The sequence below is a fragment of the Mobiluncus holmesii ATCC 35242 genome (assembly GCF_000185445.1).
Lineage (GTDB): Bacteria > Actinomycetota > Actinomycetes > Actinomycetales > Actinomycetaceae > Mobiluncus > Mobiluncus curtisii.
Genome location: NZ_GL622346.1, coordinates 396,262 through 417,147, shown reverse-complemented (window position 1 = coordinate 417,147; position 20,886 = coordinate 396,262). Strand labels below are relative to the sequence as shown.

Sequence of the window (20,886 nt, the reverse complement as noted above, 5' to 3'; positions counted from 1 at the left end):
GGGTCTTGAGCGCAATCCCGTCGCCAGAAACCCGCGATTCAATCCTAGTCACTTTCAAAACCGGCACGAACTTCGTCAATCCACCAGCCGTGCTGCACCATCCGCCCCACGCTGGCGACCAGCTGGGCGCGTTCGGCAACTTTGATTCTCTGGGTCAAGGTTTCCAGGTCGTCATCATCATGGACAGGAACCGCCACCTGAGCCAGAATCGGACCGGTGTCCATGCCTGGATCAACGATAAACAGCGTCGCCCCCGCCAACTTCACACCGGCTCGCAGGGCATCGCGCGGACCGTGGATGCCCACGAAAGAAGGCAGCAGTGAATTGTGGGTGTTGACCACGCGGGAAGGCCACTGGGCTAAGAATTTCGGACCTAAAATTTTTAGAAACCCGGCACTGACGATTAAGTCTGGCTCCCAGGATTGCACCGCTGCCGTGAAAGCGACATCCCAGGATTCCCGGTCAGGAAAGTCCCCCATGCAGACCGTAGCGGTGGGAATTCCTCGTGATTGTGCCCAACGCAATCCCTCAGCAGTGTCCCGGTCAGAGACAACCCCGACTATTTCCGCACCGTAAGCCGCGTTAGTGGTCGCCGCATAGAGCGCCTGCAGATTAGTGCCGACTCCGGAAATCAGCACCACCAAACGGGAGGGGCGATCATCGGGTAGCGTAAAGACTCGCTTTTTCATAAGTCGATTCTAGCAGTGGGCAGAGCCTGCGGATTCTTGCCCGAGACTCGCACCGCGAAGCGCCGAGTGGCTTCGCGTGTCCAGGGGTGGTTCAGCAGGGCTGTCACCACAAAAGGTACCCCCCAAGCCAGCACTCCCGCATAGAGAGTCGAACCGAGGGGACCCACGTTGACCAAGCGACCTGGACCTAGTGAACCGCTCACGAACCACACGATGAGCAGCCCTCCCAGCAGCAATCCTGCCAGGAACAGGGCGAGAGACAACGCGGTGTCAGCCAGTCCGAGCTGGTGACGTCCACCCAGGTAGAGTCCCAAACCAATGGCTAACAGCACCGGAAAGATTAGGGGCCACCATCCTACCGGTCCGTCCGGTAGCCACGCCAGCACGGGTACCGGCGGCAGGTCACCCCCAATGACTTGACCGGGAGAAAACACCGTCCCTTGTCCCAAGGTAATCCCCGGGCCGGTAATCCACGCGGCTCCCCACACCAGCAAAGTCGGCAAGTATGCCAGGATAGCCAAGACCATCGCGACAGAACCCAAAGCGTCCGGTTTGAGACCAATCCAGATAGTGCGCATCTGCTCCCAGCCGGTAAATATACCCGCTACCAGGAAAATCGCGGAGAGAACCATGACCCCTCGAGCCAACACGCGCAGGCAGCGACCTGCCAGACTCAGCCAGGGCCACGGCTCACCTTCAGGAAAGAACGCGGTCACATTCCACCAGGTCTGATGCCTGGCGACGACAAAGAACACAATTGCGGCAAAGCACAGCGAAAAAATGATCGCGCGCCACACCACCAGGGAAATCGCAGCAAAACACAAACACCCCCAGCAGGGAATCAGGAAAGCCACCAGCCCCCAACCCAAAGCCGCAGGATTCGACGGTTTCGCCGTCCGTAAACTCGCTGCCAGCAGCAGCCCCAGCAGCAGAGTGAGCCCCCACGGGGTGAGGGAAAACCGCATGGTTTCGCTGGAAAACTCAGCACGGAACGCAACCGCAAAAATAGCGTTGCCCACTGCCAGGGCGTCGCTCCACTTCGTGCCTTTTTCCGAAGGAGTAGTGGCAGTAGGCGTCCACACCGCAATCGCCAACAGCACCAGCACCGCCCAGCTAATCGCCCACGCTTGAAACCCCAACCACAGTGAGCGCCAAGTTCCGGCAGGGAACAGTTCGGCGCGGGTTGGTTTGTGGAAAACCGCACGGAATGCGGAGCGGAAGTCGGGATGGCGGAAAGATTCTGCCGTGTTCAGCCCCGCAGTGCCGGTTGCGGGCGCCGGCAAACCGGAACCTACCTCGCTGGACTCGACCGGCAGGGTTTGTCCTTCCGGAGCAGTATTGACGCGACGCTGACGCCTCCCCGGTCGACTCGGGGGACGTTGACCGGGACGGTTAGACCGTGCGTCCATAACTCTCCTCCCTGGCGCATTGAGCGCGCCTCGTCCCATTTAAGTATAAGAAACCCTCAGAACCGCGCCGACTTGCCACACCGGTACGACCCGCCGCAACGCCCTTGTGAACCGACCCAATATCCCCGTGACCAGGCAAAAGGGCGCGGTCAAAATCAGTTCCGACCGCGCCCCCTAAAAAAGCTAGGGCAGTCCTATTTGCTCTGCATGATTTCGCGGGCGATGCGCGCGGTTTCGCTCGGTGTCTTGCCGACGCGCACTCCCACCGCCTCAAGCGCTTCTTTCTTGGCAGCCGCAGTCCCAGAAGAACCAGAGACGATAGCGCCGGCGTGCCCCATAGTCTTGCCTTCGGGAGCGGTGAAGCCCGCCACGTAACCCACCACAGGCTTGGTGACGTGCTCTTTGATGTAAGCGGCGGCGCGCTCCTCGGCGTCGCCACCGATTTCGCCAATCATTACTATCAGTTCAGTCTCGGGATCCTGCTCAAAAGCCTCGAGAGCGTCGATGTGGGTCGTGCCGATGATGGGGTCCCCGCCGATACCGATGCAGGTGGTGAAGCCCAAATCGCGCAGTTCATACATCATCTGGTAGGTCAGGGTGCCGGACTTGGACACCAAGCCGAGCTTGCCGCGCGGGGTAATGTCGCCGGGAGTGATGCCCACGTTCGACTTGCCGGGGCTGATGATGCCGGGGCAGTTCGGACCAATCATGCGCACCCCGTGAGACTTCGCGTAGGCAAAAGCGGCGTTCGTGTCCTGGACGGGAATGTGCTCGGTGATAACCACCACCAGCTCCATGCCGGCATCTACCGCCTCAATGATGGCGCCTTTTGCCCCGGCGGGGGGCACAAAAATGACCGAAGTGTTTGCGCCGGTCGCTGCCTTGGCGTCGGCGACCGTGCCATACACTGGAACGCTGACGGTACCGCCCTGGACCGAGTCAGCCAACGGACCGTAAGGAACCACGTCAAAATCGACGGTGGTTCCAGCCTTTTTCGGGTTCGTGCCGGCGACCACCTTGGTGCCGTAAGCGAGCATCCGAGTGGTGTGTTTGCGACCTTCTGAACCGGTCATGCCCTGGACAATTACTTTGGAGTTTTCATCAAGAAAAATCGACATGGTAGTGCTCCTCCTTTACTTCGCTGCCAGCTGCGCAGCCTTGTCGGCGGCTTCGTCCATCGTTTCCATCATGGTGATCAAGGGGTGATTGGCAGCTTTTAGAATCGCGCGCCCCTCCTCGACCTTGTTGCCGTCCAAGCGCACCACCAGGGGTTTCGTCGCCTGGTCGCCGAGAATCTGGAGCGCACCGATGATGCCGTTGGCAACCTCATCGCAGGCGGTGATACCACCAAACACGTTGACGAAACAGGATTTGACCTGCGGGTCGGTCAGGATTACGTCCAGACCTTTCGCCATGACCTCAGCCGAAGCGCCCCCGCCGATGTCCAGGAAGTTCGCGGGTTTCGTCCCGTACTTTTCGCCGGCGTACGCCACCACATCCAGGGTAGACATGACCAGACCGGCGCCGTTACCAATAATGCCGACCTGACCCTCCAAGCGTACGTAGTTCAACCCAGCCTCCTGAGCCTTGAGTTCGCGCTCGTCAGCCGCCCGTTGGTCGACCAGTTCGGCGTGTTCGGGGTGACGGTACCGGGCGTTATCGTCCAAAGTGACTTTGCCGTCCAGAGCGATGATGTCCCCCTGGGGCGTCGCCACCAGCGGGTTCACTTCCACCAGGGTGGCGTCCTCACCGGTATAAACATCCCACAGTTTCAGGAAAACCGGCACGACTTTGGCAGCAGTTTCCGAATCAAACCCGGCTTCGTCGGCAATCTGACGCGCCACGGTCGTGTCCATGCCGGAAGCAGGAATCGGGACTTTTGCCAGTGCTTCGGGCTTTTCCTTGGCAAGCTGCTCGATTTCCATGCCGCCCTCGACCGAGCACATCGCCAGGTTCTGGCGGTTCGCGCGGTCCAGCAGAATCGAGAAATAGAACTCTCGATCGATGTCGGTGCCAGCCGCCACCATCACGCGGTAAACCGTGTGACCTTTAATGTTCATACCCAAAATCGCCTGGGCGTTGGCTGCGGCTTCCTCTTCGCTGCGAGCCAGCTTTACACCACCCGCCTTACCGCGACCGCCCGTCTTAACCTGGGCTTTTACCACTGCCAGCGGAACCTCCAAGGCGGTGAAAGCAGCCTTGGCCTCCTCCACCGTGCTTGCGACTTTACCCGGTAAAACCGGGACTCCGTGTTTATTAAACAGGTCACGCGCCTGGTACTCGTAGAGGTCCACGCTGTTCCTTTCGGTCTAGAAATTATGTCTCGATATCAAGATATTTCTAGTGTATCGAAAAATATCAGATTTTCCACCCCGATAATTACCGCCCCGTCCTGCAATTTCCGTCTATGCTGGAGGTATATCTCTGTAGGGCGTTAGCGGAGCAAAGGAGCGTCGCCATGCAAAACCACGATAACCCGGACAAGCTCTCGACGGCTAAACCGGAACCACCCCTCAAAGTCCCCAATAAAATCTATGAAACTGAGCTGTATCGCCTGCAAACCGAGCTGGCAAAACTGCAGCGGTGGGTGAAACAAACCGGAGCTCGCATCGTGGTCATCTTCGAAGGTCGTGACGCTGCCGGAAAAGGCGGCACCATCAAACGCCTGACCGAGTACCTTTCCCCGCGTGTCGCCCGAGTCGTGGCGTTGCCCACCCCTACGGAACGCGAAAAAACCCAGTGGTATTTCCAGCGCTACATCTCTCACCTGCCCGCCGCCGGAGAAATCGTAATTTTTGACCGCTCGTGGTACAACCGTGCCGGGGTCGAAAAGGTCATGGGCTTCGCCACCCCTATTCAGGTGCAAAAGTTTATGCAGCAGTGCCCGACCTTTGAGCGGATGCTGGTCGAAGACGGCATCATGCTGCGCAAATACTGGTTCTCGGTATCCGACAAAGTGCAGTACGAACGGTTTTCCCGGCGTTTACATGATCCCTTGCGCCAGTGGAAACTCTCGCCCATGGATTTGGAGTCCATCACTCGGTGGGAGGACTATTCACGAGCGAAAGACGAAATGCTGGTGCATACCGACACCACGGAATGCCCGTGGTATCAGGTGTCTTCAGACTCTAAGAAATCCGCCCGGCTGAATATGATTGCCCACTTCCTGTCCACTATTCCCTATACGGACCTGCCCAGCGATACTGCCCCCATTACCTTGCCTGCACGTCCGCCCTCGAGCGGATACGTGCGCACCTCGTTTGAGACGGTGCGTTCGGTGCCCAATCATGCCGCCGAGGTGGTGGCACGCGCCAAATCCGGCAAGATCCCATTCGTGACCTTGGACGCCTTGCCGGAAGGGACAGAACTGCCGACCGCGGGCAATCCTGCGCCGGGAGTCAATAACAAACCCAAAAAGAAGAAAAAGAAAAAGAAAAAGTAGCTGAACTTTACGGCAGACCGGCATCCCGCCGGTCTGCACCGTTTAATCCACCGGAGTGAGCGGGGCAAAGTTCAACAGCAGCCGCTTGGCAGCACCCGTGCGGAACTTCACGGTGGCAATAGTGCCTTTGCCTTGCCCCTCCAAGCCAGTAACCTTGCCTTCCCCGTAAATATCGTGATGGACCCGCTGACCGACGTGAAGTTCAGGAATCTTGCCCGCCGGTTTCGCTTTCGCCTTTTTCGCCGGTGCGGCTGCCGAGTCCTTGCCGCCCGCCAAGTCGCGTGCCGTGGTGAGTCCTATCCGCGAGTTGGCGAACTTGCCCCCGAACGCGGAGCTAGACCCTCGTGACCCAGATTGTCCCTGACCAAAGCGAGACGTTCCGTAGCTACCTGTGGCTCCCCCGCGTCCGCCACGCCCGCCGTAACCATAAGCGGAGCTGGTCGGTTCACCGTAGCCACGGGACGCCAACCCGCCGAAATAGTCCACAGTGGTGGCTTCGCGCCGGTTATCCACCAGTTCGGCAGGGATGTCATCCAAGAAACGCGAAGCCGGCATAGTTACCGTCTCACCAAACACCGTACGGGCGGCGCAACGCGTCAGATACAGCCGCTGGCGCGCCCTCGTGACTGCCACATAAGCCAACCGACGTTCCTCCGCGATGTCCTGAGGATTCTCCAAAGAACGCGAATGTGGGAACAGACCGTCCTCCATCCCGGTCACGAACACGGTGTTGAATTCCAGTCCTTTCGCGGTATGCACCGTCATCAAAGTCACCTCCGGAGGTGCAGCGGGGTGTGCCGGGTCAGCAGGGCGTTCGGGTTGGGCGGCGGTGTCAGGAAGCTGATCGGCGTCAGCGACCAAGGAAATCCGCTCCAAGAAATCCGCCAGGCGGGCATCCGGCTCGGAAAGGGAAAAATCCTGCGCCACGTTACGCAGCTCCGCCAGGTTCTCCACCCGCGCATCGTCCTGAGGGTCATTGGATTTCCGCAGTTTCGGCAGGTAGCCGCTGTCCTCCAGGGCTGTGTCCAAGATTTCGTCCAGGGGGGCGCTCGCCGCGTCCAAAGCCCGCATTGCATCCAAAACGCCCACGAACTCGGCAATCCCCGCGCTGGCTTTCGCGCTCAAGTCGCCGTGATGGGTTCCCCCCGGCAGGAATTGGCGCAGAGCCTGACCGAAATCGAGATTTTCACGCAGCGAAACCTCCCGGATGGTCTGCACCGCTTTGTCTCCCAAGCCGCGTTTCGGTTCGTTCAGCACCCGCAGCAGGTTTCCGTCATCGGCAAGGTTCGCCGCGGCGCACAGGTAAGCGATAGCGTCTTTAATTTCGCGCCGATCATAGAACTTAGTGCCGCCCACGACCCGGTACGGGATGCCTTCCCGCGTCAGCATTTCTTCCAGGGAACGCGACTGGGCATTGGTTCGGTAAAACACCGCGAATTCGTCCCAAGATGAGCCTTCCTGACGCAGCTTTTGCAGCTCGCGGACGATGAAAGCGGCCTCGTCCCGGTCGGTGTCAGCCGCATACAGCACCGCCTGCACGCCCTGACCGGCGTCAGTCCACAGATTCTTTTTCCGCCGCCCCTCGTTTTCCGAAATAATCGCGTTGGCGACCGACAGAATCGTGCCGGTAGAACGGTAATTTTGTTCCAAATAAACCGTGGTGGCGCCGGGGAAATCCGACTCAAATTCTTCAATGTTGCGGATAGTCGCGCCGCGGAAGGCATAAATTGACTGATCCGAGTCCCCCACTACCGTCAGCTCGGCAGGAGGCTGGGCATCGCCCGCCGCGCCCACCGTGAGCAAGCGTATCAGCTCATATTGCGCCGGGTTCGTGTCCTGGTATTCATCTACCAAAACATGAAGGAATTTGGCTCGATAGCGTGCCAAAATATCGGGATGTGCTTTCCACAGATAGACCGTGGACGCGATGAGGTCGTCAAAGTCGAACGCGTTGGCGCGACGCAGCAGCTGCTGGTACTCGGTATAGATTTCCGCCGTGAGCTGGCTCATTTTGTCGACCCCCGCACCGAGAGCAAAGACTTCGGGGGTGATGAGCTCATTTTTGGCTTGGGAAATTTTGGCAGCAAAAGACTTTGGGGGGAAACGTTTCGGGTCCAAACCTCGCCCTTTAATGATGCGGTTCAGCAGGGCTTTCGTGTCGGCAGTGTCATAGATAGAAAAGGACCGGGTCACCCCCAGGGTGTCAGCCTCGGCACGTAGAATCCGCACGCAAGCGCTGTGGAAAGTCGACACCCACATGTATTTCGCGGCGTTGCCGACCAGGGATTCGACACGCTGACGCATCTCGGCGGCAGCCTTGTTGGTGAAAGTAATCGCCAGGACTTCCCAAGGGCGAATTCGTTCGGTCGCCAGCAGCCACGCAATCCGCCGGGTCAGCACGCGGGTCTTGCCCGAGCCGGCTCCTGCCATGACCAGAAGCGGACCGGACTCGTGGGTCACCGCGGCGTGCTGTTCCGGGTTCAGCCCGTCCACGATTGCGGCAACTTTGCGCGTCCGCCAGTCCTCGCGCTGTGCCGCGTCCGCCTCGGACCAGCCTGCAAAATCAGAGGTAGCGTCGGGAGTTTCAAAATGCGCGACCGCTCCGCGCGGCAAGACTGCCGACACGGGAATTTCGCCGCCAGAACCTTCTGCGAGGGAAGAAAACAAATCATTCATGCTTGGTGAGCCCACTGTTCCGCTAGTGCATCAATGTTACCGAGTTGAGAGAAAGGCAAGATTTCGCAGACCACGCCGTCAGTGCTCTCGAAGGCGATGGCAAACTTGGCTTGGTCTGCCACTGAAACAATGTCGAGAGCACCGTAGGTTCGCACATCGAACGTCTCGGCTTCTCGAAATGACTTGGCACCATCGGTAGACAGCATCAACACCGTACAGTCTCCCTGGTCCGTGGTGCGTTCACCGATGTAGCTGAACACGTCCGCATGCGGAGTGCCCGGGCAAGCTCCGTGAAACACTTCTTCCAACGGACTCATGATGTTAATCAGCCGGGAATCTGTTGCGGCGGTGGGCTGTCCAAACGTGCGACCGGCATCGGCTGATTTCGCCCACGTTTTTACCGTCGAGTCTTGGGTCTTCATCAGCAGCATGACTTCAGTTCCGTCACTGTTGGACACCGCCGTGCAATAATCCACGTTTGCTCCCACCGGAGATGACGCCCACCAGCTGGCACCGTGGTCATCCGAGCCGATAAACACAGCTTTGCGATCCCCCGATTCGTCCACAACTACTCCCGCGTGGCACAGGCGTTGCGCCCATTGCCCGCTCGTCAGCTGCGTGCCCCGCCCGCGCGGGATATACGCCTTCGAAAAGTCCCGACCGGCAATAATCATGGAAGTAATATCTTGGTGTTCCCAGCTCAAGCCATCATCATCGGTCCACGCCACAAAGAGTGCCGTTTGCACCTGTCGCAAGTCCCAATCCGGCACCAGGGAACGGGTATAGAAACAAAACATGCGCCCGGTTACGCAGTCATGTAGGAACGAGGGGACATGAAATCCGAGAAATTCCTGCGGGCTGCCTGCTGCCAAAGTGCGAGGTTCTTCCCAGGTCAGACCGTTATCAAAAGACCGTGACAGCCGCAGACTGGTCGGGCACAGCCTACGGTAATGAGGTTCCTCTAAGCTGGCAGATTTCGCTCTCGCTTGCTCCATCCGGGCAGAGGCGGCGCACTCGGAGGGCAATGCCTCCCAAATCATCAGCAGCACCCGGCTGGAAGTGCGCGCAATAGCGGGATAGCGCGCCTGCATGAAGCCTGCTGAAGCGTGCGGGGCTACCACGGTGCGCTGCATGATTGTTCCTTTTCTGACCCGAAAATAATTGCGCCTTTACGTTATCATCTCGCAGCCGTTTGCTTCACCTTCGGTGAGCTTTCCACAGGCGCTCCGCAGGCTCCCCGCGGGTCAGCTAATCCGACGATCCTGGGCCCATTTGGACAGTTCATAGCGGTTGGACAGCTGCAGTTTGCGCAGCACGGATGAAACGTGCGTTTCCACAGTTTTCACAGAAATATACAGCTCAGAGGCGATTTCTTTGTAAGCAAAACCGCGGGCAATGAGGCGCATGACTTCGAACTCGCGCTCAGTGAGCGAATCAAGTTCGGAATCATTACCCACCATATCGGTGCGCGCCGCCCCGAACGCATCCAGCACGAAACCTGCCAGCCGCGGCGAGAAAGCCGCGTCTCCCCCCGCCACCCGGACGATGGCATCGACCAGGTCAGGTGTCGCAATAGTCTTGGTCACGTAGCCACGAGCCCCTGCCCGAATGACCGCCACCACGTCTTCTGCCGCGTCAGACACCGACAGCGCCAAGAACCGGGTCGGCACTCCCAGACACGCCGCCGCGACTTCGGCGCCCCCGCCACCGTGACCACCTGGCAGATGCACGTCCAGCAGCGCCACCGTGGGAACGTTCTGACGCACTGCGGCAACAGCATCCTCCACGCTGTCCGCCTCTCCCACGACCTGGACTTCGTCAGGATATTTGCTCAGTTCCGCAATCACTCCCGCCCGAAACAGTCCGTGATCATCAATGACCAGCACCGAAATGGGACATTTTGGATGTTCCCCACCATTCTGGGGGCTCCCGTCTCTGTCACTCATCTTTGTTTCCTCCCTAGTCTTGCCCAGTTTAGCGGGGCACTTTCATCGCGACTTCACAGCCACTGGGTCCCGACCGGATGGTCGCACTGCCACCGTGACGCTCCAGCCTCTCAATGATGGAATGTTTCACGCCCTGATGTCCTTGCGGAATAGCGGCGAGGTCGAACCCAGTGCCGTGGTCGCGCACGAAACATTCCACCGCGTCCGACCCCACTTCCAGATAGACCGAAAACGGTGGCGCACCGTGGCGTGCCGCGTTCGTCAGGGCTTCTCGGGTCGCCGCCACCAGCGGCTCGGACCACGCTCCCGGAACGGCATCTCCCACCGTGACGGTGTCTAAAACCACCCCGTAACGATCCTCGATTTCGCCTGCCAACTCCTTGATAATCTGGGACAGCGACGAGTCCACATGTCCGCGGTCTTCATAGAGCCAAGCACGCAGCTGACGTTCCTCGGCGCGAGCCAATTTCGCCACCTCTGCAGCGTCATCAACCCGAGTACGAATCAACGCGAGGGTTTGCAACACCGAATCGTGCAGGTGGGCAGCCATATCAGCACGGACAGCTTGGCGAGTTTGCTCCGCCAGAGATGCCTTGTAAGACATCCAGAAACGCGCCCACAGCGGCAAAACTGCCAAGCTCAGCGCGGCGATAACGACCAGGGTAATGAGTCCCCCGCGCAGCGCGTCCCGCAGACTGATAGTTCCAGAGAATCCAAACATAACCGCAAAAATCACCAGGAGGGCACCGGGAATGGCAAACCCCAGGAATCTTCCCATCCGCAGCTCGGACGGAGACGAACCCGCCGAAGCCCCCGCCCAAATCAGGGCGATACCGGTGATGAGAATGATTATAACGATGAGGGGACGCAAATCGCTCATGATTTTCGGTCCGGAATAAGCACCGACCCCAGCTATGGCGATTAATCCCAGCGCCAGCAAAATTGTTGGAACGGTCACATTTCGCCAGCGTTCATTGCCACCAAAGTGCCCCTCGAGCGGCGCGTTAGAGGTTGCCAGCCGCGAATCTGTGCGAAACGGTAGCCCCGCCGCACCCCAAGGATTACCGCGTGGCACAAAAATCCACAACCAGGCGTACAGCAAAATGCTGACTCCGGTAGGGGCTAAAACTACCAGAATGAGTCGCACCAGCCACAGCGGCATTCCCAGATGCAGAGCCAATCCCGCGGCGACCCCAGCCAGAACCCCGTCTTTACCAGGCGGGACCGTCCCGGACACCGGACGTCGCAGGGGAAGCCGCATACGGGGGGCGGCAGCAGATGTTGACATAAGTCCAGTTTGCCACGGTTTAGCGGGGTTTCACCCGGCTTCAGGGATAAATCAGGGATAAATCAGGGACAACCCCCATAGCCACTGCGCGACACTGCGACCATGATGGAATCATGAACGAAAATATGGATTCAGAGCATCTCTCAAACTCAGTTCCCCCCGTCGGGGGCGAACCTCGCAATGGCGGCGAAACTGCCGGCGCAACCCCTGCTGCCGGCGCAACCTCACCTGGTGCCACGACGCCAAACGGGACTGGTAACACCGGATTTAGCGCACCTTATCAGGGTGCGCCTAGCCCAGACGGTACAAGCTACCGCCCTGCGGACCACCCCGGTTCCGGCAATTTTTCCAACAACGGCGCAAACTATGGCACCACGGGCGCGGGAGGCTACCCCGGAGGTCCAGATTCCGCCGGATCGGCATGGATGCGGTCCCCCAACCGGGTCGTCGGCGGAGTTTGTGCAGGAATTGCCTCACGCCTGAACATCGACCCCGTAATTGTACGCGGTTTGGCAGTGGTCGGTTTGCTGTTCTTTGGGTTTATTCCCCTGCTCTATGGGACGCTATGGTTGTGGATGCCCAACCAAACCACCGGACGCAGCTTGTGGACCGATTGGCGCGCCGGCTTACTCAACCAGGGCGGTGCCGTCACCGGTGCGATTGTGTTGATGTGTTTCGGGGCGATGCGGATGCTGCCTCAGGGCATTTTTCTGTTCAACATATTTGACATCTGGGACGGCGGGGGCGGATTCGACGATTTACTCGCTTTCTTTTTCATAGCTCTGGTCTTGTGCCTGATGCTGGCTCCTCTAGTAGTGATAGTGCTGGTCATCGTTCACGTTGTAAACCAGAGCAAGACCGGTACCCCACCAGTCGCGAACGTTTACGTTCCCGGACCCACCGGATTCGTTCCCACCCCACAGGCACCTACGCCTGCCATGCCCAACCCCACAGACGGGCTTATGAACACCCCCGTCTCTCCCGCCACGTCCGCCGCTGGCTTTACACAACCAACCACCGGATTTGCGACTCCCAGTGCCGACTTTACCGTCCCCCCGGCTGCTGTCACGCCACCCTTCAACAGCGCCACAACTATGTCTGCGCCACCGTATCCGCGACCGGGCGCTCCCCTCAAGCCGTTGATTCCCGGACCGAGCCGCGCCCTCAGTCTCACGGTTTGCGGACTGGCGCTGCTGTCGATTTTCACCGGCGTCTTGTTGCCTCTGATTGGAGTACTCGATCCGCTCAGTTCCGCGCTTTTGGCAGTCGGGCTGATGACGATGGTGTTGGGGGGTGGCATGTTGATAGCCGCCCTGCAAAAGCGCCGGACGGGCTGGCTCGCCGTCGTCACCCCGTTGGTGATTTTGTTCGTGACGCTGCCTCTGGCAACAGTGGGAATGTCCGTGATGCCCCAGCTGCGCGTGTTGCGTTCCAGCATTGACTGGGGCGATTTTCCCGAAATGTTTAGCTACCAAAGCAATGAGTTACACCCCGGCGATGAACTCAGCGCCATGCGGGGCAGCGCGGACATCGACCTGCGTGCCGCCACCCCAGGGAAACCCATCAAAGTCAATCTGGCGAACGGGGATGTTTCGATTTATACGCTCCCGGAGCAAAACGTTGACTTGAAAATCGACCTGGCACAGGGCAAGGTGCGGACATCTACTCTCAAAAACAGCAAATGGAACATGAGTGAAGCCTTCCTCAAGTCCTCGTCCAGAGACAAGCACCGCCCGCAATACTTCACGATGGATGGCAATCAGCGCGTGGAATTCATAGATCGAACCAAGGAATATGAGGCTGCCAGTATCAGTCTGGGCAGTTCGGATGTGACGAAACTGCAAATTCGTCACCACGTCCCGCTGTCGGACGGCTCGCGAAACATTAAGACGAAATCCCAAACTATCGAAATCAACCTGGCACAAGGAAGTGTGTCGCTCTATGAACGTCCCGCCATGGACTTATGGAACGGTGCGGTGCTGCCTGACGGGCATTTCCTGGTCAACTACGTGTTGAACGGTCGGACTTTGATGACTGACGAATTGGAGGAATATAACAGCACTGAGACTGGCGCCGAGGGTGAGAGCGGGACCGCGTTGCAAGAGTTTCGCCGCCGTGCCGTATCCGGGGACGGGGTTATAGACGTCAAAACTGCAGACGGAGATGAAAGCGTAGCTCTGGCACTGAACGGAAAAGATGTATCGGAATTAGACCTAAACAACACTTTGACTCTCGCTGACGTGCAGGCGGGCAAGGCCGGAAAGTGGACGGATGTCAATCAAGACGGGTTCAATGACCTGTTCCAGCCCGGCGGCAGCTTGTGGAAACCCGGCGATAATCTGTTTGACCCGGTAAACGGAACCCCGCGTTCCGCGGGGATGTCCAACGGAACACCGAGCATATCTGCGACACCGGTTCCCCCGGATTCATCCACAACGCCTTCCCCATACCGCGCTCCCGACATTGAGAACAACTAACAGGTGAAAACTATGGAAAACACTACAGAAACTATCCCCCTCACTGCCAACCTAAAGGAAGAAAACGCTGCGGAGACTCTCTCGAAGCCACCCTTGGAACCCCGCCGTGAACATCGCAGCCTGGCAGCCATCGCTTTCAGCGTGGTATTTATCCTGATTGGATTAATCGTCGTCGGGTCTGCCTTGGGCGTCATCGTGTCGCTGTGGACGCTAATCCTGCTGATTTTTGGAACGTCCGGAATCGCCTTGCTCATCGGCGCCCTGGCGGAATCACGTCGCTAGGGCGCGCAGAGTCTAGCGTTGCGCGCGCAGCTGAACGGTATCGAAAGAATCACGCCCCTCTGCCTCTAAGGCGTCCAGCGGATAATAGCGCTTGAACTTAGACCAATGCCGCTGAGTGGACAGCCACACATAGAGACGCCGCCGCAGGTATCGCAGGGAAAACTGTCTCTCCGCCGGAGCCAGCAGCGGATTAAATACTTTACCTGCCCGATGCAGCGACTGGACTTGGTGTCGCACCTGACCCGTCGTGTACTTCAAAATCAGGCGGATGGGCAACACGGTATAGAGAATCGTGTCAAAGTGGCGCGCCGGCTCCGTAGGCTGGTGATAGATAATGTCATTGATCAAAGCCGGCAGCGGGTTGTTCCCGGCGGCGGTGTTGTAATAGAGATTCCTGCCGATACGGGGGTTCACCTCAAAGAAATAGGCCTGACCGGTGGAACTGTCGACCTTGACATCAAAGTTCGCGAAACCGTGCCAGTCGATGCCAACCAGGAAATCGCTGACCTGACGATACAGGTCCGGATAGCTTTCTGTAATCATCGCCGCCGGGTTACCCAAAGCGGTCGGAACGTGGTCTTCCAGCAACACATGCGCCGAGCCGAGAAAGCTGACCCGTTTTTCTGAATCTACATAAGCGGTGATGGACAAGCTGTGCGTGTCGTTTCCAGACACCCGGGGCTGCGCCACGAACCGACGCGCCTCCGGGGTACCAGCAGTGTGTGTTTCCAAATCCTGCAGGATTTCTCTGGCTCGGGTCGGGTTCTCCGCAGTATAAACCTTAGATTTACCCGGCCAGCGCAGCCGCTCATAGCCGTATGACTGGCAGGGCTTGATAATCAGTGGGTATTTGTCACCCAGGGTTGCGGTAATAGCATCCATTAGCGTGTCCGTGCCGGAATCAAGATGGAGTTCCACAGTCGTGGGCACCCGCAAACCGTACTTTTCGGCAGCCTGCGCAAAATGCGCCTTATCATTGGTGAGCTCGATGGCATCCACGCTGGGGAAAGCAAAGCGATAGTAAGGAGCCAGCCGGGAAGCGTTCTTTTGGATATTGACCACGTGGGTATCTTGGTTCGCCACCAGCACCAGCGGGGTGTCCGGGTAACGCGCCGCCAGTTCGGGACCCATCTCTATGAGTTTTTCAATGAATACACTGAGGTTCGGGTCAATTTTGCTTTCATCTATCGTTATCGCGTCAAGCAGCCGGGAGTGGCGAATCGGTCCCAGCACCTGAGGGGTAATTATCAGAGATTTCACATGCCATTGCTCATAAAATGACCGCGCAAACGCATACGTTCCAATGTCGCCGGACAGGATAATTGGCAAAAATGGTGCACCGGACTTTTCAGCTGTGTTCATTGAGACTCTCCTCTAATAGGTGACCCGGCGAGGGAATGTCCCCCGCCGAGCCACCGTAGTTTTCAATAGCGTTACTCTATGAGAAATCGCGATCGTCCTCGCCGCGAGAACGATGTGTCCGCCGGCGGGCCCGTTCCCGTGGACGGCGCGGTTCGCTGCTATCACGAGGGTCACGGTGTTCACGGTCCCGCGGGTCCTCTGCACAAGCTGCGCAGGAGGCAGATTCCGAATCGGTTACGGCTTCGCCGTCCTCATCGTCTACCACGGCGTGCAGGGAAAGCTTGCCGCGCTGGTCAATTTCGGCGACCTCGACCTGAACTTGCTGACCGACTTGGAGCACGTCCTCGACGTTTTCCACGCGTTTGCCGCCGACCAGGCGACGAATTTGGGAGATGTGCAGCAGACCATCCTTGCCGGGGGTCAGGGAAATGAACGCCCCAAAGGTGGTGGTTTTCACCACGGTACCCACGAACCGTTCGCCGACCTCGGGCATCTGGGGGTTCGCGATTGCATTCACGGCATCACGAGCGGCTTCTGCCGCCGGACCGTTATCTGCCCCGATATAGACCGTGCCGTCATCCTCAATGGTCAGCTCGGCGCCGGTGTCCTCTTGAATCTGGTTAATCATCTTTCCTTTCGGTCCGATGACCTCTCCAATCTTGTCCACCGGGATATTCACGGTGAGGATGCGCGGCGCGGTCGGAGCCAGCTCATCGGGTCCGTCGATAGCGGCGTGCATCACATCCAGAATCTTCAGGCGAGCGTCGCGAGCCTGACCCAGGGCACCCTTCAAGACATCGGCAGGAATGCCATCAAGTTTCGTATCCAGCTGCAGGGCGGTAATGAAGTCCTGGGTACCGGCGACCTTGAAATCCATGTCGCCGAAAGCGTCTTCCGCTCCCAAGATGTCAGTCAGGGTCGCAAACTGGGTGCCGTTTTCACCCGGTTCACTCATCAGACCCATAGCGATGCCGGCAATCGGGGCGCGCAGTGGCACACCCGCATTCAACAGGGACAGTGTAGAAGCACAAACTGAACCCATCGAGGATGAGCCATTTGAACCCATAATCTCGCTGACCTGGCGAATCGCGTAGGGGAACTCCTCACGAGCCGGAATGACCGGCTCCAGAGCCATCTCTGCCAGGTGTCCGTGACCAATCTCGCGGCGTTTAGGCGAACCAACTCGACCCGTCTCACCGGTGCAGTAGGGCGGGAAGTTGTACTGGTGCATGTACCGCTTGTGCGTGACAGGACTCAAGTTGTCCAACTGCTGTTCCATGCGCAGCATATTGAGCGTGGTCACACCCAAAACTTGGGTTTCCCCGCGCTGGAACAGAGCCGAACCGTGAACCCGAGGCAGCACCTCGACCTCGGCGGACAGGGAACGGATGTCTTTCAGCCCGCGTCCGTCAATACGTTTACCTTCGTGCAGCACCCGGGCACGCACCAGCTTCTTTTCCAAAGCCTTGAATGCGGCCTTCAGTTCCTTTTCCTGCTCCTCGAACTCGCCACCTTCTACCGCGAGTTTCTCGATGGCGGCATCGCGGATTTCAGTCTCGCGATTCTCTCGAGTCAGCTTGTCAGCAATCTGAATAGCCGCGAGCAAATCCGCTTCTACCTCGGATTTCATCGCCTCGAAGTGGTTGTCTTCATAGTCGGGGAACAGCGGATATTCCTGAGTTTCCTTGGCAGCCTTGGCGGCCACTGCGGATTGGGCGCGGCACAGTTCCTTAATGAAGGGCTTGGCGGCATCCAGCGCGCTGGCCACGACGTCCTCGGTCGGAGCCTGTTTGCCCTCTTGAATCAAATCCCAAGCGTATTCACCACCGCCGGCTTCCACCATCATGATGGCGACGTCCTCTTCGGGGGTACCCTCATTGACAACGCGACCGGCAATGACCATGTTGAATGTGGATTGTTCCATCTCGGGATAGGTCGGGAATGCCACCCACTGCCCATCAATCAAAGCCAGGCGGGTGCCACCGATAGGACCGGAGAAAGGCAGCCCAGCCAGCTGGGTCGCCATTGAGGAGGCGTTAATCGCCACTACGTCATAAGCGTGGTCGGGGTGGATTGACAGGACGGTGTCGACGACCTGCACCTCGTTGCGCAGCCCTTTTACGAAAGCCGGGCGCAGCGGACGGTCAATCAGGCGCGCCGCCAGGATTGCCTCGGTACCGGGGCGACCTTCGCGACGGAAGAAGGATCCGGGAATACGTCCCGCGGCGTATTGCTTTTCCTCAACGTCTACGGTCAAGGGGAAAAAGTCGAATTGATCTTTCGGTTGCTTGCCAACCGTGGTGGCTGCGAACACAACGGTCTCACCATCGAGGGTGACCATTGCCGAACCGGCAGCCTGCTGAGCCAAAAGACCCGTTTCAAAGCGCAGGACGCGCTTGCCAAATTTACCATTGTCGATGACGGCTTCTGCCGCCGTGATTTCGGGTCCCTCCAAGGGATCCCCCTCTCTTTGTTCAGCGCGGCGGTCATCGATCGAGGTCCACTGGGCTGGTTCTCCGCAAATCTCACCGGACAGACCGAGACACTCGCGAAAGGTCCAGGAGACCACTACCGAGGACCGATTAACGCTGGGTTCCTACATATACCAGCCGGAAATACCGGCATGAAAAGAAAGCTGACCGGGTATCCGGCCAGCTTAGTTGCTATTTACGCAAACCGAGGCGCTCTTTGAGGCTGCGGTAGCGTTCGATGTCAATGTCCTGCAAGTAGCCCAGCAGACGTTTGCGCTGACCAACCAGCAGCATCAAACCACGACGGGAATGATGGTCATGTTGATGAGTCTTGAAGTGCTCGGTCAAGTCCTTGATTCGCTTGGACAGCAGAGCGATTTGCACTTCGGGGGATCCCGTGTCCCCGGGATGAGTCGCGTATTCGTTGATGATTGCTTGCTTTTCTTCCTTGGTCAGAGCCACAGGTTCTCCTTTTTACTAACTCGTTGCGCGCAGCGCCCAGGCTTTTCCTGGACCATCGGTAGCGCGGCCGACATGACGGCTGTATAAGTCTAGCAAAAACCCGCAACTCCCGCGAATTACACAGATTCTGAACGAACGACTTTTACGGGAGAGACGACAAATTCATCAGGCAGGTGGCAGGTTGCCGTAGCGCCCAAATTCCAGCCCCGGAGCCACAGCCGGTTATTGACGAGCCCGTGTTCATGCCTCGGTAAAGAGCACTATTTTTCCCAAGGGTCGTGCCGTGGCTTTGGCCAGGTATTTGTGCGCGCGTTTCGCTTTGGAAAATGCCAACGTATGAGCGATAACCGGACGTATCCGTTGCGCCTGTACCAGCGGCCAGACGTGTGTCCCCACAGCACGCACCAACCTGACTTTTGACGCCACATCGAGACCACGAATGGTAGAACCCTGAATCCGCGCTGATTTGGACAAAACTTGACCCAAATCCAGCTGGGCATGACGCCCCTTTTGCAGACCGATAATGTTGAGGATTCCGGATGGGGCGAGCAGCTCCAGATTAGTCTCCAAGCCTCCCGCCCCGGCTACGTCCAAGATTAGGTCAAAGCCACGACCTGCGGTCAGTTCCTGTTTCATCCGCAACAGCCCATCCAGGTCGTGATAATCCGCAGCCGCGTCTGCCCCCAAAAGGATCAGTTTGTGGCATCTGTCGGGTTCTCCCGCGGTCGTCCCCACGGTGGCTCCCAAAGCCTTAGCTAGCTGCACCGCTACCGTGCCCACTGCCCCCGAACCGCCGTGAATCAGCACGGCACGCCTCGCCCCCGAATCAGCGGGGAATCCGCAGTCGACCAGGTTGTGCCACGCAGTCACCGCCGCTTCCAGCAAGGCAGCCCCCGCAACATAGCCGTTGAGTCGCCCGGAAACAGGTAGAGGCAAAGCCAAATCCGCATGGGCGACACAGAACTGGGCTTGTGCCCCGCCCTCGACCAAAGCCACCGCGGCGCGCCCCAGCCACACCGGGTCAACACCTGGACCGACTTCCACGACGGTGCCAGCAGCCTCCAGACCAAGCGTCTGCGGAGCTCCGGCAGGCGGCGGATAATGACCCGCGACCTGCAGCAAGTCTGCCCGGTTCACTCCCGCCGCCACTACTTCAAGCAGAATCTCACCGGCTCCGACCGGGGGACGTTCGACCTCAACCAGAGCTGGCACGCCGTCAACGCCCTGCACGCTCCACATAAATCCCCCTTCTATTTCGTGTAAAGCCAGTGTAGAACAAGGGTACGCCGGTGTGCATTCAGCCCGGGTAGGACCGGGAGAGACAGAATCCGGGAGGATAGCGTCATGCTAAGGTTGGGGGGTGCAAATATTTCGTGACAAACCGTCAAATTTCGGACCGAGTATCGTAACCATCGGTACTTTTGACGGGGTTCACACCGGACATAAACGAATCATTGAAAAGGTCGTGACACTGGCTCACCAGCACGAGGTGGCATCCGTCGTGTTGACCTTCGACCCGCTGCCACGACAGGTTCACCATCCCGACCCGAAGAACAAGTTGATTTGTTCCCTGGCAGATCGCTTGACCCGCATTGAACAGCTAGGGGTGGATGCGACCTGGGTTCAACAGTATGACCTTGATTTTGCCGCCCAATCCCCCGCTGAATTTGTCCACAACTACCTGGTCGCTCCGCTGCGTCCGGAAGTGGTCGTCATCGGGGAAGATATGCGTTTTGGCGCCCAAAACAGCGGAGATGCCCAAACTTTACGGGAACTGGGCGAGGAATCCGGTTTCACTGTCGAAACGGTGTCCAACATTGTCGATCCGATATTTGGACGCCGTTGGTCCTCGTCTTGGGTGCGTGAGCTCCTGGCACAAGGGCGGGTCGACCAGGCAGCTTACGTGTTGGGGCACGCTCACTCGGTGCGAGGCACGGTGGTTCACGGCAAGCGTCGCGGACGCGAACTGGGATTTCCCACCGCTAACCTGGATGCGGATTTTATAGAGGCAATTCCCGCTGACGGGGTTTACGCGGGTTGGCTGCGGATGCCCTACCCTCCCCACTCAAAAACACCAAGTTCCCTAGAGGTGGTGCCCGCCGCGATTTCGGTGGGGACTTCCCCGCATTTCGGCGATGTGGGACGTACCGTGGAAGCTCACGTTTTAGGGCGTGCGGACCTGGATTTGTACGGGGAAGAAGTCGTAATCGAGTTCGTCCATCGGATTCGTGACAACTTGGCTTTTGATTCTTTGGACGCGCTGCTGGAACGCATGGATTGTGACTTGTGGGAAACTGCCGTAGTTCTGGGGGTTCCCAAAGCTCAGCGCATCGACCCCGCCGCGGTCACAGCCTGAGCATGGCTGAATCGCCGTGGTGTTGA

16 protein-coding genes are annotated in these 20,886 nt (G+C 58.4%); 4 read left to right on the top strand and 12 right to left on the bottom strand.

The features are described from left to right. Positions 1-44: 44 nt before the first annotated feature. The 4 genes from purN to sucC all read right to left on the bottom strand — a co-directional run bounded on the left by purN (position 45) and on the right by sucC (position 4,392). Positions 45-689 carry a phosphoribosylglycinamide formyltransferase gene (purN, locus tag HMPREF0576_RS01765; protein ID WP_004008119.1) on the bottom strand — a complete coding sequence of 215 codons (645 nt, stop codon included), beginning with the start codon at positions 687-689 and terminating at the stop codon, positions 45-47. Next, positions 686-2,098, bottom strand: coding sequence for a cell division protein PerM (locus tag HMPREF0576_RS01760; protein WP_245527303.1), 1,413 nt, complete (start codon positions 2,096-2,098; stop codon positions 686-688). Before HMPREF0576_RS01760 ends, purN begins: the two co-directional genes overlap by 4 nt. 194 nt (positions 2,099-2,292) lie before the next feature. Then, on the bottom strand, positions 2,293-3,216 hold the full coding sequence (gene sucD / locus HMPREF0576_RS01755; RefSeq protein WP_004008121.1) for a succinate--CoA ligase subunit alpha: 924 nt from the start codon (positions 3,214-3,216) through the stop codon (positions 2,293-2,295). A gap of 15 nt (positions 3,217-3,231) precedes the next feature. Continuing rightward, entirely contained in the window at positions 3,232-4,392 is a 1,161-nt protein-coding gene (gene sucC / locus HMPREF0576_RS01750; protein WP_004010467.1) for an ADP-forming succinate--CoA ligase subunit beta, read from the bottom strand. Positions 4,393-4,505: 113 nt separating this feature from the next. On the opposite strand from sucC, the gene ppk2 reads away from it, so the two are divergent. After that, a complete protein-coding gene (gene ppk2 / locus HMPREF0576_RS01745; protein WP_004010466.1) occupies positions 4,506-5,540 on the top strand; it encodes a polyphosphate kinase 2 in 1,035 nt (344 codons plus the stop codon). Positions 5,541-5,582: 42 nt separating this feature from the next. On the opposite strand, the gene HMPREF0576_RS01740 is transcribed toward ppk2, so the two are convergent. From HMPREF0576_RS01740 to HMPREF0576_RS01725, 4 genes are all read right to left on the bottom strand, one after another. Then, positions 5,583-8,216 carry an ATP-dependent helicase gene (locus HMPREF0576_RS01740; RefSeq protein WP_004010465.1) on the bottom strand — a complete coding sequence of 878 codons (2,634 nt, stop codon included), beginning with the start codon at positions 8,214-8,216 and terminating at the stop codon, positions 5,583-5,585. Next, entirely contained in the window at positions 8,213-9,349 is a 1,137-nt protein-coding gene (locus HMPREF0576_RS01735) for a sialidase family protein (RefSeq protein ID WP_004010464.1), read from the bottom strand. Before HMPREF0576_RS01735 ends, HMPREF0576_RS01740 begins: the two co-directional genes overlap by 4 nt. A gap of 111 nt (positions 9,350-9,460) precedes the next feature. Next, positions 9,461-10,162 (bottom strand): LuxR C-terminal-related transcriptional regulator, encoded by a 702-nt coding sequence (locus HMPREF0576_RS01730; RefSeq protein ID WP_004008126.1) that lies wholly within the window; start codon positions 10,160-10,162, stop codon positions 9,461-9,463. Between the two features lie 28 nt (positions 10,163-10,190). Beyond that, complete coding sequence (locus HMPREF0576_RS01725; protein ID WP_245527302.1) at positions 10,191-11,450, bottom strand: ATP-binding protein; 1,260 nt, start codon at positions 11,448-11,450, stop codon at positions 10,191-10,193. 113 nt (positions 11,451-11,563) lie between these two features. Between HMPREF0576_RS01725 and HMPREF0576_RS01720 the strand changes: the two genes are divergently transcribed. Together HMPREF0576_RS01720 and HMPREF0576_RS01715 are read left to right on the top strand one after the other, a co-directional pair. Further along, positions 11,564-13,927 (top strand): PspC domain-containing protein, encoded by a 2,364-nt coding sequence (locus tag HMPREF0576_RS01720; RefSeq protein WP_245527301.1) that lies wholly within the window; start codon positions 11,564-11,566, stop codon positions 13,925-13,927. A gap of 12 nt (positions 13,928-13,939) precedes the next feature. Further along, on the top strand, positions 13,940-14,209 hold the full coding sequence (locus HMPREF0576_RS01715; RefSeq protein ID WP_004010460.1) for a hypothetical protein: 270 nt from the start codon (positions 13,940-13,942) through the stop codon (positions 14,207-14,209). A 12-nt stretch (positions 14,210-14,221) separates the two neighbouring features. Here HMPREF0576_RS01715 and HMPREF0576_RS01710 read toward each other — a convergent pair whose 3' ends face one another. The 4 genes from HMPREF0576_RS01710 to HMPREF0576_RS01695 form a co-directional block, all read right to left on the bottom strand. After that, positions 14,222-15,571 (bottom strand): carboxylate--amine ligase, encoded by a 1,350-nt coding sequence (locus HMPREF0576_RS01710; protein ID WP_004010459.1) that lies wholly within the window; start codon positions 15,569-15,571, stop codon positions 14,222-14,224. A 76-nt stretch (positions 15,572-15,647) separates the two neighbouring features. After that, on the bottom strand, positions 15,648-18,026 hold the full coding sequence (locus tag HMPREF0576_RS01705) for a polyribonucleotide nucleotidyltransferase (protein WP_169310017.1): 2,379 nt from the start codon (positions 18,024-18,026) through the stop codon (positions 15,648-15,650). Positions 18,027-18,234: 208 nt separating this feature from the next. Continuing rightward, positions 18,235-18,504, bottom strand: a complete 270-nt coding sequence (rpsO, locus tag HMPREF0576_RS01700; protein ID WP_004008132.1) for a 30S ribosomal protein S15 — start codon at positions 18,502-18,504, stop codon at positions 18,235-18,237. A gap of 240 nt (positions 18,505-18,744) precedes the next feature. Further along, positions 18,745-19,743 (bottom strand): NADH-quinone oxidoreductase, encoded by a 999-nt coding sequence (locus HMPREF0576_RS01695; protein ID WP_004010457.1) that lies wholly within the window; start codon positions 19,741-19,743, stop codon positions 18,745-18,747. Positions 19,744-19,864: 121 nt separating this feature from the next. Between HMPREF0576_RS01695 and HMPREF0576_RS01690 the strand changes: the two genes are divergently transcribed. Then, positions 19,865-20,860 carry a bifunctional riboflavin kinase/FAD synthetase gene (locus HMPREF0576_RS01690; protein ID WP_004010456.1) on the top strand — a complete coding sequence of 332 codons (996 nt, stop codon included), beginning with the start codon at positions 19,865-19,867 and terminating at the stop codon, positions 20,858-20,860. Positions 20,861-20,886: the final 26 nt, after the last annotated feature.